Genomic DNA, 16150 nt, shown 5'->3' on the forward strand with positions numbered 1-16150 from the left:
AAATAACCTTCATATTTTTTATCTATATTTATGAAGGTTATTTATTAAAACCCTCCAAAACATAAAATATAAGTTATGACTTGTTGATTTAAAATCATCTATTTAATTATTTTAAAAAGTAATTTTTACATTCAATCATAAATAAATGTTTTGTTACTTATTAAACTAATAGATTATAAGTTTCCTCGTTATATTTATATCTTAACTGCGTTTCTAGCATTATCAGTAAAAGAAAGGAAAATGCTATGAAATATAAGTTTGCTCCAATTAGTTTAGCGATTTTGCTCTCCTGCCAAGTCAATGCAAGTGCAACAGATCGCCTTTATGAACACCGTTGGTTAGACCCAAATGGAGATCCCTACTTATCTCTACAGTGGAATTTACTCAATGATGGTAGCCTTGATAATACAGTTGCAGGGCATGACTTGAACTTGTGGCAATCGCATCTTTGGGGGCACAAAGGCCAAGGCGTGCAGATATCGCTGATTGACACAGGTGTTGACGAGCTTCATTCGGATTTGATCGACAACTTAATTTTTGACCCCAGTATTGATTCAACAGAACCCTGGGCATCAGCACATGGCACATACATGGCTGGCTTGATCGCAGCTGTGCAAAACGATGTTGGGATCAGAGGCGTCGCCCCTGAAGCAGACGTCATTGTACACAATAGATTGGGCTCATACATGAGCCGTCATGAGCAGTGGGCTTATCATCGTGGCATTGGGCTGCAAAATGGCAAAACCTCGATTGCGCAAAACTCTCGTGTTTTTAATACCAGTTTTGGGGTGACCCCTGTGCATAGCACGCCGTATAACTATGCGTATACAACCACGGATCCTGATACTGGCGAAGCCATTCAGATGGTGAACTTTAGGCTCAGAGATGAGGTGATGGAGCGCATCACATTATCAACAGAGCAAGACAAACGCACCGCACTTTTTGTTCAGGCTGCGGGCAATGGCTACTACCAAACATTAATAAATGCATATGGCCCTAATGGCATAGATACACCGGGATATCATCATGCAATAAATAATGGCGGTCTCCCATTTCACAATGCAAATAGCGGCCATTTAACCAGTTTTTGGAAAATTAATGTCAGTGGCGTGAGTGCTGATGGCAGATTAACCAATAGCTCTACAGTGGGCAGTAATATCTTTGTTACAGCGCCGGCGGGGGCAGATCGCAACACACCAGGTATGGTGACCACGACATTAAGCTGTGATTGGCACCAGAAATATCAAGGCCAACAACAGGCATGTACAGGTCCGCAAGATTATTATTTCAGCGTAAATGGTACATCGTCTGCGGCAGCAAATGTAACAGGTGCAGTGGCGTTGCTCATGTCGGCAGCCGAGCAGCAAGGTCACAACCTGACTGCACGAGATATCAGGCACTTATTGGCCAATACGGCAACCAAAGTAAACCGAGATATGGAAGACATTAAGTTGTCTAATGTGGTGGCATTGGAAGGCTGGTCTAGCAATGCCGCGGGTGTTGAGTTTTCCCCTTATTATGGCTTTGGTCTAGTCGATGTTGATAAAGCTGCAGAGCTTATTCGCCGTTATGCTGTTGAAAATTTACCAGCAGATTTTGTAAAAACGCAATGGTTTGGCGAGCACGACACCTTTAGCAAGCCTATTTTAGAAGATATTACACACACAACCACCTCAGAAATTGAAGTGACTGAAGATATGTTTATTGAGGGCGTGCAAGTACGTTTAAGTGCTGAACATGGCCGTATTACTGATTTAAAAGTAGAGCTAGAATCACCAAGTGGCACGCGCAGTATATTGATGTCGCCAAACAATAATCTGGTTGGACAAAACACAGATTATATCGCGCCATCTGAAAAGAGCCTGTTTGGTTATGATGATCATAAACTTCTCAGTTATAAATTCTGGGATGAAAGATCTGTTGGCACATGGAAGCTACATATTACGGATATGAATAATCAACAGCGCACGATTGTTACCGACCCGTTTGGCCAACCACGCAGTCGCTACACCATTGAGAATAATACCAAACCGGGCACATTCACCAATTGGTCAATCCGTGTACTTGGCCATACAGACAAAGTCACTAAGAAAAAGAACTTAAACTAATCTTCAAAGCTACTTTGTTGAGTCACTCCCAAAGGCCGATTTAAAGGCCTTTTTTCGTTTGTTACAATAAAAACAATGATATTCATATCGAGTGGTTTATGAAGGTTTTAGTTACAGGCTCTGCCGGACGTGTTGGTCGAGCCATTTATATTCACCTAGCACGCAGCCATCACGTGGTGGGGTTAGACAGCACACCTTGTTCAACCGCTGATTTTATCGGCGATATTCGAGACGAAGCGCTTCTATATCGGGCCCTTAAAGGGGTTGATGTGGTTGTGCATACGGCGGCACTCCATGCGCCACACATAGGTCATGTAAGTGACGAGTTGTTTCATGAAGTGAATGTTGTAGCAACCACAAAATTAGCTGAGCTTGCCGTTGCCAATGGCGTAAAGCAGTTTGTGTTTACCAGTACCACGGCGTTATACGGACATGCTAGCACGCCAAATGGTCGAGCAGGGTGGGTAACAGAGCAGACCAAACCTTTACCTAAAACCATCTATCATCGTACTAAAATTGCTGCAGAGCAACAGCTCGAAGCGATAAGCAATGGGCGTGATTTTCCCGTAACTGTATTGCAAATGTCGAGATGCTTTCCTGAGCCAGTTGAGCAAATGGCGCTATATAGGTTAAATAGAGGAATTGACTATCGCGATGTGGCCAGCGCTCACCGCTGCGCCATTGAAAAGAGGTTATCTGGCTTTAATCGCTTTATTATTTCTGGTAAAACACCGTTTGATCCCAGCTGCTGTGAGCAATTATTTAACGATTGTGAGGCCGTTTTACGTGCACGATCACCAAAATTAGTGGCGGTGTTTGAACAGCGAGGTTGGTCTTTACCACAAACCTTAGACAGAGTTTATGACGCATCTAAGGCGCAAAGTGAATTGAGTTGGCTCCCAAAATACGGGTTTGAAAGTGTGATTGACTTGTATGATGACGGTTTTGCAGAAGTCCTACCCAGTAAAAATCAAAGCTCAGGTTAATCTTTTGGTGATAAAAAAAGCGAGTGACCTGCACTCGCTTATGATAACTTGTGATTAACCCTCTTTGCTTGATGCGCTGGTGGCGGACTTTGGCTGCATTTTTTGAAATAGCCAACCCACACCTACCAAGCACAAACCTAAGCCAATGAATGACAAGGCTCTGAGCAGCCCCTCAAGATTAGACATATCGACCATAAAGGCTTTTAAAATCACCATAGCTAGACCAATAAAGCCAATATTGATTAAGTGCTTATGGTTTAAATGCTGCGCGACAAAAATGGTTGTGGTTGAGATCAATAACCAGACAATCGAATAGGTGTAAAGCTCCGCTTCTTTCACCCCTAAATGCCAATTGATGAAGCCCTCATTGAACAAGGTGCGTATTTCACCGTTGATAAACATAAAGCCAAATATGGCCATTGCCACATAAATAAAACGGTTAAACTGCGCTTTGACGAGTTTAAAGTGCATAAATCCATACAGGCATAATACAGGTGCAAGCCATTGGAGCCACAACCAGTTTATAACATAGCCACCGACGTTTTGGCTGAATACAAATGGGCTTTCAAACACGGAGAACTGCACATGTATTAGCGTACTTGCACCGAGTAAAATGCTGCCACCAATCATATACAGCTTTTGCAGATTGCGCGTTAGCTGGCTGCGCCAATAATATACGCCCGCCAGAATTAACCAGTTTAGGGATAACACCACGCCTTCTTGATAGCTTAAATTATCAAAATTAGGATAATCTCCGACTAATAAATAACTGGTTTCGGTGGTGACAAGTAGCGCACATAAGTGAATAAATACACCCATAAACCACGTATTAAGCGTTCTTGATGGGTTATATTTTGCAGCAAACCCGACTAAAGCAATCGCAATTGGGTAGACGATGAGTGTCCAATGAATACCTAAAATGGCTTCATGTTTGTAATCAGCAACCCAAGGGGCCACAGACAATCGCGTAACCACAACCAATAAAGCTGCTTTGTACAGCCAGTCAGGGATCTCAACCTTGTATTTCCAGCTTAAATAGCTCATGGATGCGACTTGCGCCGTAATAGCCAAGGTCAGCGTGCTTGCAGATAACAACATGGTCAAACACAAAGTCAGCATGGTATTTGCTAACACTAAATATGTCACGCGCTGTAACGGTACTGATGATTTGGCAGCCGCAAGCGCTGCGCCAGCGGCGATGAGCAGGAGTTCAAACGCCCAAACAGGGTAGAGGATGGCGTCACTGTCCACAGGCAGTGAAATATAGCTAAGACCAAACAAACTCAGTGGCACTAACACAAGTAGCAGTAAATAAGCATGGCGTGCTGCATCGCGTTTGATCATCAAGACGCTAAAGGCCATACCTAACAAGGCTGCGATCTGAATAAACAAATACTTGCCAGTAAATGGATAGAGGATGTCACTAAAATCGATTTTTTGATGTATGTTGCCAAACATAAACAAAGCAAAACCCAGCGCCAAATATGGCCATGTATCTAGGGCACTATGCCTGTAAGCTGAAGCAAAAGCGATGGCAGCGACAATGAAAGCAGCTATCAGCATGTGACTGAAAACGGGAGAAAACATCAGGTAAATGGCGAACAAAAACAGGGTGATAAGGGTTGCGACTTGCTCTCTTCTTGCCATCAATAATGACTTAATGGGCAGCGGATTATGCATGGTTAAATTAAGCCGCCAACCAAGTAGGTTTGAGAGCACATAAAAATATAGCGTTGCAACCGTGTACAGGGTAATAGCAGCAAAGTCACCTTTATCACCTAATGCAATGGCACCGATAAACCACACACAATGGCCAACAAAACTTTGCCACCAGAGCCACTTTTGTTTGACGTAATCCGCAACCCATACAGCAGATAAAGACACAAAGGCGACATACAACAACAATGCCCCAATATTATTAGACCCAGTGGAGACAAGCGCCGGTACAGCATACGCACCGATGATCCCAATGCCCGCAAGCACAGGCCCAAAGCGTAGCGCCAAATAGGTTGCGCACAAGGCTATAACTGCTAAAAAGACAAAGGCGAGGTTGGCAGGCAAAAAGTGATAGTGATTAAACGACACCAAAACCATAGCAAAGCAGGTGATCACACCGCCACTGGCAAGCGCCGCAGAGATATAGGGCGTATTCACATTGAGCTTAGCTTTATAGCGGTTAACCAGCTCAGCACCTACGACTAACGCACAGCCGAACAAAGCGCCTAAAACAACACGCACAGCCGGTGGCATAAGACCGGCCTCAATCGAATATTTGGCGAGGAAAATCCCACCAATAGATAAAATAAGTGCACCCAACCAGAAAATACCATTGCCTTTGAGTAGCGTTTCTAAGTTGAACTCGGGCAGTGTAAATTGCTTTTGAAGCGTTTGCTTTGGCGGGATTTTTACGTCCGGCTTAGCTGGGTTAGATAAGTGTGCTGGCTCTACATTATCAGCCTGCACGGTATCAGGTTTTGTTGATTCAATTTGTACTGTAGGCTTATCAGTGGAGCGGGATGCTGGGGCAGACTCACTCAACGCTTGCTTGAGCTTATCAATCTTCGCTGTTTGAAAGTCGATGATTTTTTGAAGATGTATAACCTTTTTCGCGAGTTTATCTATACGGGCGCGATCTTTAAAAGCAATCACAACCCCCACAAATAAAAACAGATTAAATGCAAAGGAAAACAACTCAGTATCCATACCTTTTCCTTAAAATACTAGAGGTAAGATGAGTTTGCTTTAAAAACAGATAATTATCAAGTTAAGTGCAAAATACACATTGCGGAGCAATGTTACTTTTGCGCAAGGTGAAGTGAGCAATTTTAGCTGGTGCCGAGTGATACTTTTGCGCAAGGTGAAGTGAGCAGTTTTAGCTGGTGCCGAGTGTTACTTTTGTGCAAGGTGAAGTGAGCAGTTTTAGCTGGTGCCGAGTGATACTTTTGCGCAAGGTGAAGTGAGCAATTTTAGCTGGTGCCAACCGCTTATCGCCAACTTCAAGTTCAGCATGGATCCCGGAGCAAGTCCGGGACGACGAGTTTTATATTTGTATAAAAGTCTCCTGCTGAACGACCAGATTAAGGCGTAGCTACAGTCGTCACCCTGAACTGGTTTCAGGGTCCAGTTTTTAGGGGCATAAATCTTAAAAGGCGTAAGTCGAACTTTATTCTTAAAAAGGGTTAATGACAACGAACGAAATGAGTGCATTTCCTTTTCGTAAGGGTGACGAGTTACCGAAACGAAGTTTCGCAGTGCGAGGAAGTGAACGCATGGATGCGTTAAGGAACCAAGCTACAGGGATGTATTACAACATCGACTTTACTCCATTTACCAGCTACAGGCAACGGAGTTCCTTCCCATAGCATTAACCAATCCCCTATAAAGCGGGCAGTGTTGAACTCAGCTACTTTCGAACATAGTTGGGAAAAATATTGATAAAACGTTTTTGTATGGTGAGTATCAAGTCGAAATACACAGCATAGAATTACTCCAGACTTGGTTAGATAAACCTTGGGCTATTGTGCATGTTGTATATGATACAACGCCCAATGACGCAGATGATTCGGCTTATTCTGACGGTTATATCGTGATGCGTTTGGCGGACAATGCGTTAGAGCAGCTAACGGGCTTGAGCGAAGGTATTATTTATCGTCAAACCAGCAGTGTTTCTCAGCAGGGTAAAACACAGTTAAAGCTGGTGGATGGCGACAAAAACGGTGACACAAATACTGCTTGGTATGATTTGGGGGATTTGCAATCAAACGTGGTGTTTTGAAGCAAACGATAGGGCACTTTGCCAATTTTACACTGCAAGTAGTGATACTTGGCAGGCGCCATTTTTATTGTCGCCAAATCTGCCAAGTGGTCAGCTGTTACGTACTAAATTTGTCAGTCTAGATTACAACTCTGAGGGCGTTTTAGGTGTATTAACCAATGGTTGGGATACTCATACTGCGGTAGGCCAATATTACCCGCAAAGCGATACATGGCAATGGCAGGAGGGAGTGGGTTTTTACAATATACACAATACTGGTGATATGCAGTTGGACAATGCTAGCAATTGGGTTGTCAAACTTGGCGATAACCTAAACACAGTGCCACTTCAGACAGAACATGCAGTAATGTTAGAGGACACAGATACGCGCCTTGCGCCCATGTTGTTTGACTCAGGGGTTGGCATATACATAGGCTCAAACATATACAAAACACAAAGAGGGCAGATTTATATCTTAAGTCCAAAAGGCTAATCATGAAATTAAATGCAAAAGTAAGCAGCTGTTTCGGCTGCTACTTTTATTGTGTTGGTCATCCTAGCTTATTTGTTGCGCTAGCGCTTGGTTTACCTAATAAAAGGCCACTTGACGTTAACTGAATGTACGTGTTTATTTTTTAATATGGGCACAAAACAAATACGAGAAAACCTTTTAACTGTGTATCTTACCGTTGCCACAAAATGTTATGCTAAAGCTATAAGTTTATCCATATAATCAAATGGTTGAATAGTGAGAAATGTGATGCTCACCAAACAAAACACCTCCATATTGTGCCCGACAAATGATTTGGAGGCACATAGTATTATCGAGCTAGCAAAGCTACATGGCTTTGCTATTTTCGAAGGCCCCAGCTTTTGGGGGGCCACGCTTGCAGATGCATTAGCTGAACTCGATTTAAATACGTGTAAGCCTAACTTGTTGGCCATAGAGCTCCCCGATTTAGATGGTGAAGCGCAGCAATATTTGGGCCATACAGGCATTGTGCTGCACACCTTAGACCATCATCAGTATCCACAAAGTGATGCGCGGCATACCCTGTCTGCCATTGAGCAGTTTGCCGCTTTATTTTCATTGCCCTTATCGGATTATGAGCAATTGGTTGCGGCGAATGATAAAGGGTTTATCCCCGGATTGTTGGCAGCAGGAGCGAGTTACCAACAAATGCGACAAATTCGTGATGATGAAGCACGTGTAAGAGGCGTTGCGCAAGAAAGAGCGCAGGCTTTTACGTGGCTTAACACAGCTTTGAGCTCGGTAATATCCACTGATGACGTCGTGTATTTAGCGTGTCCAGCAGATTACGTCAGAGTGATGAGTGAAGTTGCACAGTTTCCGACACAAGCCGCTTATGAACAAGCGCTCAGTTCTGGTACTGAGCTCAAATTACGCCAGGTTGTGATTCAATATCAAAAACACAACACAACGACGCAAATAGAGGTGCTGGCAAATAAAAACAGAAACGCATTCAGTGAATTAGTCGCCAATTGGCCTTATTCATCGCTGCAAAGCTGGTTCGGCGGCCAAGCCCCAAACTATTTTTTTGGCGCCTCAGCAAAAAAAGACGCAATGGCGTGCTCGCATCAGTTTGATGAACTTTACGATCAAATAAAACACATTTTTAAATAAGAATTATCAAGCGCATGGAAGTAAACTCAATTTTAAATCATAACGAGTACTTTGTAGACTTAGAAGACGTCGCAGTGGTGACGCGTTATAACCCTCTACCAAAAAATCATTCAATCTTGCAACATATTGAAACTCAGTCACAGTTGCAAAATGCACTCTGTCAGAAACCTTTGTTCTGGGCACAGATGAGTGTACATGATGCCGGTTTTACCATTGAAGAAGCTGTTTATTTTTGTCGTGATAAACGTAAAGTTGCTCAACTAACGCAGTTTGTAGAGCAATACCCTCAATATACCGTTGAAAACGTAGAAGTTTCTGGCCAGATATTTCAAGCATTACTTATGCCCAAAGGCACGGTCACAAAGCAATCTGCCAGTGAATTTTTTAATGTGTTTTTTGAATTTTCTAGGCCGCTACATAAATATCGCGCCACTTTTTATTACCCCTTTGATTTGGAAGGGGATACGGTTTTAAAGCACAAGCTTGATACAAAGCTCAGCGATAAGAACAAGCGTAAAGTATCGCTGAGCCGAGGTGATTTAAATATATCAGCGCCTCGGTATACATTTCATAGTATTGGGACAGATCAAGATAAATGGAGTCAGCAAGACAATACTGAGGTTCAAACATTTCTTTATTATAACCCTGAAGCGCAAGCGTGTTTTTTTGGTGAAAAGCCAGAGTCAAATAATAGCGTTAATACGTTTGAAGAGTATCGACTTAAACTTGATAACTGTTTTTTGGGCATTGATACGCCAGAAAAAAAACAAGCTAGATTGCAACGCCAACAAAGTAGAGCAAAGCAAAATGCGATGTACGAGCATGACGACGTCGCACCTGAACAGGTACAAGCTTTGACACAGAATGATCACTCGCCATGTGCGCGAATATCCGAGCTCGCATTGGTGCGTCATCCGATCTCCCGTGGCAGCTTTTTAATGGCAATTAACGCAGAATATTCACCGCCTCAAGACGTTTTCAAACATGCTGTGTCAGTTTTGCGCACAATACAGAAACAACAAAAGCAAAGTTTATATAAAGGCGCGATTGAGGATGATATATGGTGGTGGTGTATTTTGCTGGCGCCTTATGATGAGTCGTTAAAAACGAGCTTAAAACAAATGCAGCTCGGTCGTTGGCTAAACTTTAGTAATAAAGCGCGTATCTTATACCCGACGTTTGTTGAGCAAAAAGAAGAAGAAAAAATAGATTGCTTAGTGTTATTTTTAAACAATGTCGAGCATTTAACCTATGATTGCTCAAAACCAAAAGGGCTGACCAGCTTAAATCAACAGCAGGATAATCGACAACCTATTTCACGTTACGTGATGCGCCTTTTGTCTTTGTTTTTTACTCAGCAAAATACCCCAAAAGAGCAAGATAATATCATTAAAAAGCTAGACCCACTGAGTCATAATCAGCACGACTCTCGTTTGTATTTAAATGCGACGTATGGGTTATGTGGTGGTTACCCACAATCTCAGCTTGGCGAAGATGTATTGGCACAAATCACGAGTTTAGCAACCATGGTCGATGTGCAAAAGAATCGCTTTGACTTTTATCCGACGGGCTATGCGTACAATAAAGAGTTTGTCACAAACTTAATAGACTCACAGGCATATCGACGCTGGAAAGGCATAGGTTCTGAAACCGGTTTTAATGAGAGTGCGACAGTGACAGTGGGTTTTGGGGCTTATGCGTCAGATCATATCTTTCCGCATTGGCATACGATTTATCGACACTTTTTTAATTATGCTCTTTTGACGCGTGAAGCTTTGACGTGCTTTAAGCGAGCAATGAATCAGGCAACAGATAAATTAGCAGGCGAAAATACCAGTACCAAGCCTGAAAACAATTATCGTGAGATACGCCGTAACTTCATTTTATTTATGAATCGTTATTGGTTTAAACATTTAAGCCATGAACAGCAAGGTTTGGAAATCTTTTCAAAACTCTATACGGCAAAATCACTTGATGTGCATTTTAATCTTGTCAAAGAGCAAGTCTCTTTTGCTGATGATTATATGGAGAGTTGGCGTAACATATATTTTGTCAATAAAGCAGACCATACAGGTCAAGTGGCGACGTTGTTGGCGCTACTCGCTATTGCATCTGCATGGCCAAGTGACTTGCCTGTATTTAGTTCGGATATTTTTAGCCGCTTTTTACTGGTTGTTCTGATAGGATTTTTTATCCTGCTTGGTGTGAAAACTAAATTGTTTTCAGCAATTTATGGCGTGCTTGACTTTGCAAGTTTACCAAGGGCGTTGTATCAGTATGCATATCATAAAATATCTTCTATGCCTTTTATTAGACACTTTTTTAGCAAGGGCGAAAAAGAACTAGTTCAGCATTATGAAGCGCATTGGGATGACAAGCTATCGCAAGCCGTTGAGCAAGCATCTTTAATCCAAGACATGCCGACTTTAGCGTCAAAGCCGTCACTTAAATATGCGTTGATCAGAGTTCAAGCTATTTATACGAATGTGTATCAAAATATGACTTCTCGCCATGCACTTTTGAGCCTTGCATCAAAACTCAGTGAGTTAGAAGCCCTCTCTCTTGAGTACGCAGAGGGCATTTACCGCGTTGACGATAACTCGGTGCACGAGCTGGTTGAGCGTATTGAGCGGGCGCTGCAACAAGAGTATAAAGGCACCCAATTTGTTGTTAATTACATTGAGGGTGTGACTAATGACAACTTTATTGAGTCAAAGCAGGCTTTGTTCAAAGCGGGACAGAGTAGGGCTGAGCAGTTAAGTATTGAAATGCGCACTGACTCAAATGAGCCAGTTAACCTTGATAGCACGCACGGGTATTGCCTACAGCAAGCCTTTTATGAGGCTGAACTAAATGACTATGCCAAAGTTGCTAAGCTCACTAACCCCAAGTTTATTAAGCGCCACTATGCACAAAGCGTTGATCAAATCAGTAATGGTCAGGGTTTTGTAAATCTAGATAGCAAACTGGCTTACCTTTACTTTTCTGGCAATCAGTTGTCTAAAATTAAGCAAGAATTTGTACAAACAGCGGATGACCTATTGCACTTTGAAAAGCATATTCGTCAACTCAAAGGCGAGCTGTTAAATAAGTTGTTGTCTTATTTAGAGAGCAATGAAGACGCTGTATTTACAGACATGATTAAGGAGCATAAGGGCGATAAGGCTATTTTACGGATCAAGCTTAAAACCTTATTGTGGGGCAGTGAACAAGCGTTGTTTGTACTTCCGGCTTCTCAAGGCTTTAAAGTGTTGGCTAAATTAATGGCGTGGACTAAAGACTGGTCTATTAGTAAAAAAAGCACAGAAGCCAATGGCTCGCCGGTGACAACTACGTACCCGATAACTCAGGTATTTTCTTTGGTATTTTGTCATCACGATGCACCAGCAAGCTTAATACAGCAACATGCAATCAACCTAACTAAAAGCGTTAATTATGATGGTAAAAATAATGGCTATAGAGTCGTTGTGTTAGAGCAAGGTGATTTGGCGTGTTTAGAGGCGCATGACAATATTATTTGTTATTCCGGTGAACAGGCGGCGTATATGAATAGTATCGTTCCAGCAAGTTTGAATACGATGGACCTATGCAAATTAGGGAGTGACTTGCGTCATTTTGTTGCTAAAGACACGATTGAAAACCTTGCTTCTAATCATGAAAGTATGGCTGCTTTACTCGTGGCTGAGCAGCAATTTGCATTTACTGCTGGTATCGACAGCACTCAGTTGCATGCATTTATGTCTTTGGTCAGTAAGGTGTTGATGGGAGATGAATGCGCTTTTGAATCAAGTTTGTCTCAGCGCCAAAGTATGTGGTTATTGCTCGTGGAGTTTTGGGATTACATTAGACTTGAATATCAGCATGAAACATTAAGCTCACCATCAACAACACAGGCGCATAGCGTGAGCCATTAACGTCTGAGTTATTTAACCGTGTTGTTGAATAACAGCACGGTCATTCTGTGACTGCGAGGTGCTCTGATAAGATTTACTACATGCTTACGCCAAAGCGCAACAACAGGCGCAGTTACCCTAACAGGTTAAGTGCCTAGCTATTTTTTTTATTCCACCCGATAAACATAAAGGTACTTATAATCATCACACAGACCCAAAGGTACTTTGCTAAATCATGCTGGTTTTCTTTTTTATGCATATAAGATTCAAACCGATATAGAACAGTCCCGTTATTTTCCATGTAGGTAATTTGGTTCCCACTTTGTGTAATTTTTAGGTTCAATCTGTCGCCAACTCGAATGTAATCTTTGAGTTTTGTACAAGTATTTGAAGGGATAACTTCGTGTAGCGAGATCCAGAGTTTACGAGGTGCACCTTGAAGTAATAGGTTGATAGTACCTGCTGAACCATAACGGGAGCTTCCCTTTTTAGGGTTACAGCAGGTAAGTTCTGTGACGGTGCTTGATATACTATGATACTTTTGTTGAAGAACAGATTTTCTCTCAAAACTATCAAGCGAAAAGATAAACTTGAATAAAGCGAACGTAAATAAACTGGCTGCAAGGATGAGCTTGGCTCGCCTCACGATAATGTGAGCGTTACCATTGATCTTGTCTTCTAATGATGGTCTTGCCAAAAATGCTTCCAGATTTATTATGTAAAAGGCAGAAAATACGAAACACGCTATTTTTGCATTTATTAATATAAATGTGAAGTTGCAATAAGATAAGGGAATAAAACAATTTGGTACGACCGAGTGGATTCGAACCACCGACCCCTACCATGTCAAGGTAGTGCTCTAACCAACTGAGCTACGGTCGTACTATAGATGTGTGTTACTTAACAAGGTTAAGTTGGTACGACCGAGTGGATTCGAACCACCGACCCCCACCATGTCAAGGTGGTGCTCTAACCAACTGAGCTACGGTCGTACTATAGAGATTGACTTAATTTAGCTAAAGTTGGTACGACCGAGTGGATTCGAACCACCGACCCCTACCATGTCAAGGTAGTGCTCTAACCAACTGAGCTACGGTCGTATCATATAAGTATTTTACACTTAACTAAATTAAGTTGGTACGACCGAGTGGATTCGAACCACCGACCCCCACCATGTCAAGGTGGTGCTCTAACCAACTGAGCTACGGTCGTACAGTGTGCCGTGTTTCTTGGCAACGGCGGCTAATATATAGTGCTCTGCGAAATGGATCAAGTATCTTTGCTAAATTTTTGTTTGTCTGCGGTTTTTTCGATCACAACGGACTAACTTTGCACACTTTGTAGAAGTTTTGCCACCAAAAAACGTGCTCCTTTGCTGATTGCTTTAACTCCACTAATAAAGGTGTGATGATGTTAGGGTAGTCTTGTTGGCCAAATTTATGTGAGAAAGTTTCAAAGTGGGGCTCCACATCATGTAAACGTTTAACCAGTTGTGATTGATACGCTTGAATATCTTGAATGTAGAACTTTTGAAATACATTGTTGAGTACTTGAGCGCGCTTTTTGTTTTTCCCAGCAGGACAGACTTTATGCTCTAAATCTAACGAGTTGAGCCACGTTGTGGTTGTCTGATTCCAAGCAATTTGGGATCGGGTACTGGTGATGAGGCTTTGCACATAATTATTGTTATTTAGTTTCTCAAGGGCGTCTGTCAGCATCTCGCCATCGGCTTTGTTTGGTTCACTTAAGCTATCTATTAAGCTGCTTAGCGTATTTAGCGCTTCCAAGGCATGAATTTCCCCTTGGCTAGTCTCACGCTGAACTTCACTGAAGGTCAGTGTATAAAACTGATTCAATTCTTTTTCATGGGAAAATACGTAAGCCAGCATGGGGTAGAGCTGCGCAAGCTTCTCCTGCCTTGCAAGGTTTAAGGCTTGCTGCACATCTTGTGATGTTCTATCGTCATCAATACATGCTTGCGCATAACGTATAAAGTTAAGGTTATATTTAAATTGTTCGCTGGGCTTAGCGAGCTTGCCTAATTGATTATTATGATTGGCAATATGTGTAGAAACACGGCAATGCCCGAGTTTGGCAAGATCTATGACGGAGATGGAGTAGCTGGCTTTTGGTTTGTTGATGGCTGAGTGTGGCAGCACACTCAGCGATCCGATAGATAACCCGTCGGTATTGAACACCTTGCCAAGGCGTTCTGTATACGTTTGGTTTGTGTCACTGGGTGCTGGTGTGCACCCAAACAAAACCGTGCTAAGTGCTAAGAGCAGCAGTTTGCATTTCAACGAGTTTTCTCCTCACAAAATATATCAGTAGCACAGCAGCCACTGTGAGACCAACAATGATACCAACCCAAAAGCCAGTCGGTCCCATGGCTGGTACTATTAGGTCTGTTTTTGCTAATACGTATCCAAGCGTAAAGCCGATTACCCAGTATGAGATAAACGTTACTCCAGTAATAGGCTTTGTGTATCTTAGGCCACGTAAAACGCCATTTGCAGACACTTGCAGTGCATCAGGTAACTGATAAACACAGGCGAGTATAATTATACTCGATGCGAGCATGGCGACTTCTTTTTCTTGTGTATAAAGCCAACTGATGTCATGTCTGATCAGATAGGTACCTAAAGCAACAATGGCTGCAACACCAACGGCCAATATAAAGCTGGTGTAGGTTGCGTTGACCAAACGTTCAATGTTGTTTTGTCCGCTGATATTGCCAATCCTAATACCGATAGCCATAGATAAACTAAGCGGCAACATAAACAAGATCATGGTTACACTCGCAGCAACCTGATGCCCAGATACGGCAACAGCACCTAAATCAGCAATAAATAATGGGATACACGCAAATAACGTCACTTCAAAAAAAGTAGCAAATGAGATAGGCAACCCGAGTTTGGCTATCTGCAAAATGGTTTCTTTGTGCGGCTTCATAAAATCACTGATCAGCCATTTGCCTTTTAACTCTTTGCTTTTCAGGCTATAGCAAATTTGTGCAATGGCCATAGTCCAAATAACAATGCTGGTGGCAACACCACATCCGGCACCACCTAAGGCAGGCATGCCTAACTTGCCATAAATAAAGATGTAGTTGGCGATAACATTTATCCCCAAACCGAGTAAGCCGATATAAAAAGCTACTTTAGTATTGCCCATACCCTCGGTGACATTTCGGTACACTGAGAAGACTAAAAACGCGACGAGACCATATTTAACATAATCGATATAATCTTGTGCCATTTGGGCAATTTCAGGGCTTGCGCCGGTACTGGCAAATAAATAGGGAGTGAAATAACTGGCAATAAACCCTAATGAGGACAGCATCAATGCCAAGTATAAACCTTGTTGAAAATATCGTTTTATACTGTCTTGATCATTGGCGCCGACGCTATGGGCAACCATACTGGTAAGCGCTAATAAAATAGCCTGTAAAGAAAACATCAAGGGGTTGAGTGCGCCAGTTGCAATTGAGAGCGCAGCCAAGTCGTTTGGACTCACTTGTCCTGCCATCATGGTATCGACAACAGACATCATCACGAGAGTCACTTGGGCTAATAGAACGGGTGTGGCAAGTCTAATTAACTTTTTGGCTTCCCAGAGTTCAAACTTCATCTTAAAACTCAGTATTTCTAAAAAAAGGCATTCTATTGAAGTTTGTCATTTTTATCTACGAAATAAGTGTGTAAATATGTTTCGACGGAGCAGGGCATCAGGTAGAATGGCGGCATAATTTTTACCTCGGAAAA

General features: G+C 42.3%; 10 protein-coding genes and 4 tRNA genes. 6 read left to right on the forward strand and 8 right to left on the reverse strand.

Translation table 11 applies throughout. The features are described 5' to 3' along the window. Positions 1-245 precede the first annotated feature (245 nt). Both L1077_RS08520 and L1077_RS08525 read left to right on the forward strand, forming a co-directional pair. Positions 246-2108 carry a S8 family serine peptidase gene (locus tag L1077_RS08520; protein ID WP_237136444.1) on the forward strand — a complete coding sequence of 621 codons (1863 nt, stop codon included), beginning with the start codon at positions 246-248 and terminating at the stop codon, positions 2106-2108. Between the two features lie 98 nt (positions 2109-2206). Beyond that, on the forward strand, positions 2207-3094 hold the full coding sequence (locus tag L1077_RS08525; protein ID WP_237136445.1) for an NAD-dependent epimerase/dehydratase family protein: 888 nt from the start codon (positions 2207-2209) through the stop codon (positions 3092-3094). Positions 3095-3148: 54 nt separating this feature from the next. On the opposite strand, the gene L1077_RS08530 is transcribed toward L1077_RS08525, so the two are convergent. Beyond that, positions 3149-5797 (reverse strand): DUF2339 domain-containing protein, encoded by a 2649-nt coding sequence (locus L1077_RS08530; protein WP_237136446.1) that lies wholly within the window; start codon positions 5795-5797, stop codon positions 3149-3151. A 742-nt stretch (positions 5798-6539) separates the two neighbouring features. On the opposite strand from L1077_RS08530, the gene L1077_RS08535 reads away from it, so the two are divergent. The 4 genes from L1077_RS08535 to L1077_RS08550 all read left to right on the forward strand — a co-directional run bounded on the left by L1077_RS08535 (position 6540) and on the right by L1077_RS08550 (position 12407). Then, positions 6540-6869: a hypothetical protein gene (locus tag L1077_RS08535; RefSeq protein ID WP_237136447.1), complete on the forward strand. Its 330-nt coding sequence runs from the start codon at positions 6540-6542 to the stop codon at positions 6867-6869. Further along, positions 6796-7341, forward strand: a complete 546-nt coding sequence (locus L1077_RS08540; protein WP_237136448.1) for a hypothetical protein — start codon at positions 6796-6798, stop codon at positions 7339-7341. Before L1077_RS08535 ends, L1077_RS08540 begins: the two co-directional genes overlap by 74 nt. 264 nt (positions 7342-7605) lie before the next feature. Then, positions 7606-8493, forward strand: coding sequence for a hypothetical protein (locus L1077_RS08545; protein ID WP_237136449.1), 888 nt, complete (start codon positions 7606-7608; stop codon positions 8491-8493). A gap of 14 nt (positions 8494-8507) precedes the next feature. After that, on the forward strand, positions 8508-12407 hold the full coding sequence (locus L1077_RS08550; RefSeq protein WP_237136450.1) for a hypothetical protein: 3900 nt from the start codon (positions 8508-8510) through the stop codon (positions 12405-12407). Positions 12408-12540: 133 nt separating this feature from the next. On the opposite strand, the gene L1077_RS08555 is transcribed toward L1077_RS08550, so the two are convergent. From L1077_RS08555 to L1077_RS08585, 7 genes are all read right to left on the reverse strand, one after another. Then, on the reverse strand, positions 12541-13083 hold the full coding sequence (locus tag L1077_RS08555) for a hypothetical protein (protein ID WP_237136451.1): 543 nt from the start codon (positions 13081-13083) through the stop codon (positions 12541-12543). Between the two features lie 108 nt (positions 13084-13191). Next, positions 13192-13268: transfer RNA gene (locus L1077_RS08560), tRNA-Val, on the reverse strand. Between the two features lie 33 nt (positions 13269-13301). Next, positions 13302-13378: transfer RNA gene (locus L1077_RS08565), tRNA-Val, on the reverse strand. A 31-nt stretch (positions 13379-13409) separates the two neighbouring features. Continuing rightward, positions 13410-13486 (reverse strand) — tRNA-Val (locus L1077_RS08570). 35 nt (positions 13487-13521) lie between these two features. After that, positions 13522-13598, reverse strand: a tRNA-Val gene (locus L1077_RS08575). A 101-nt stretch (positions 13599-13699) separates the two neighbouring features. Beyond that, positions 13700-14686, reverse strand: a complete 987-nt coding sequence (locus L1077_RS08580; RefSeq protein WP_237136452.1) for a DUF3080 family protein — start codon at positions 14684-14686, stop codon at positions 13700-13702. After that, complete coding sequence (locus tag L1077_RS08585) at positions 14655-16016, reverse strand: MATE family efflux transporter (protein ID WP_237136453.1); 1362 nt, start codon at positions 16014-16016, stop codon at positions 14655-14657. Before L1077_RS08585 ends, L1077_RS08580 begins: the two co-directional genes overlap by 32 nt. Between the last annotated feature and the right edge of the window lie 134 nt (positions 16017-16150).

It is taken from the genome of Pseudoalteromonas luteoviolacea (assembly GCF_021654285.1).
In the GTDB taxonomy this organism is placed as follows: domain Bacteria; phylum Pseudomonadota; class Gammaproteobacteria; order Enterobacterales; family Alteromonadaceae; genus Pseudoalteromonas; species Pseudoalteromonas luteoviolacea_J.

What these genes read in the sequence shown, in the direction of transcription:
- L1077_RS08520 (WP_237136444.1), top strand. Translation starts at nt 246, where the DNA reads ATGAAATATAAGTTTGCTCCAATTAGTTTAGCGATTTTGCTCTCCTGC.
- L1077_RS08540 (WP_237136448.1), top strand. Translation starts at nt 6,796, where the DNA reads ATGGCGACAAAAACGGTGACACAAATACTGCTTGGTATGATTTGGGGG.
- L1077_RS08530 (WP_237136446.1), bottom strand. Translation starts at nt 5,797, where the DNA reads ATGGATACTGAGTTGTTTTCCTTTGCATTTAATCTGTTTTTATTTGTG.
- L1077_RS08525 (WP_237136445.1), top strand. Translation starts at nt 2,207, where the DNA reads ATGAAGGTTTTAGTTACAGGCTCTGCCGGACGTGTTGGTCGAGCCATT.
- L1077_RS08550 (WP_237136450.1), top strand. Translation starts at nt 8,508, where the DNA reads ATGGAAGTAAACTCAATTTTAAATCATAACGAGTACTTTGTAGACTTA.
- L1077_RS08585 (WP_237136453.1), bottom strand. Translation starts at nt 16,016, where the DNA reads ATGAAGTTTGAACTCTGGGAAGCCAAAAAGTTAATTAGACTTGCCACA.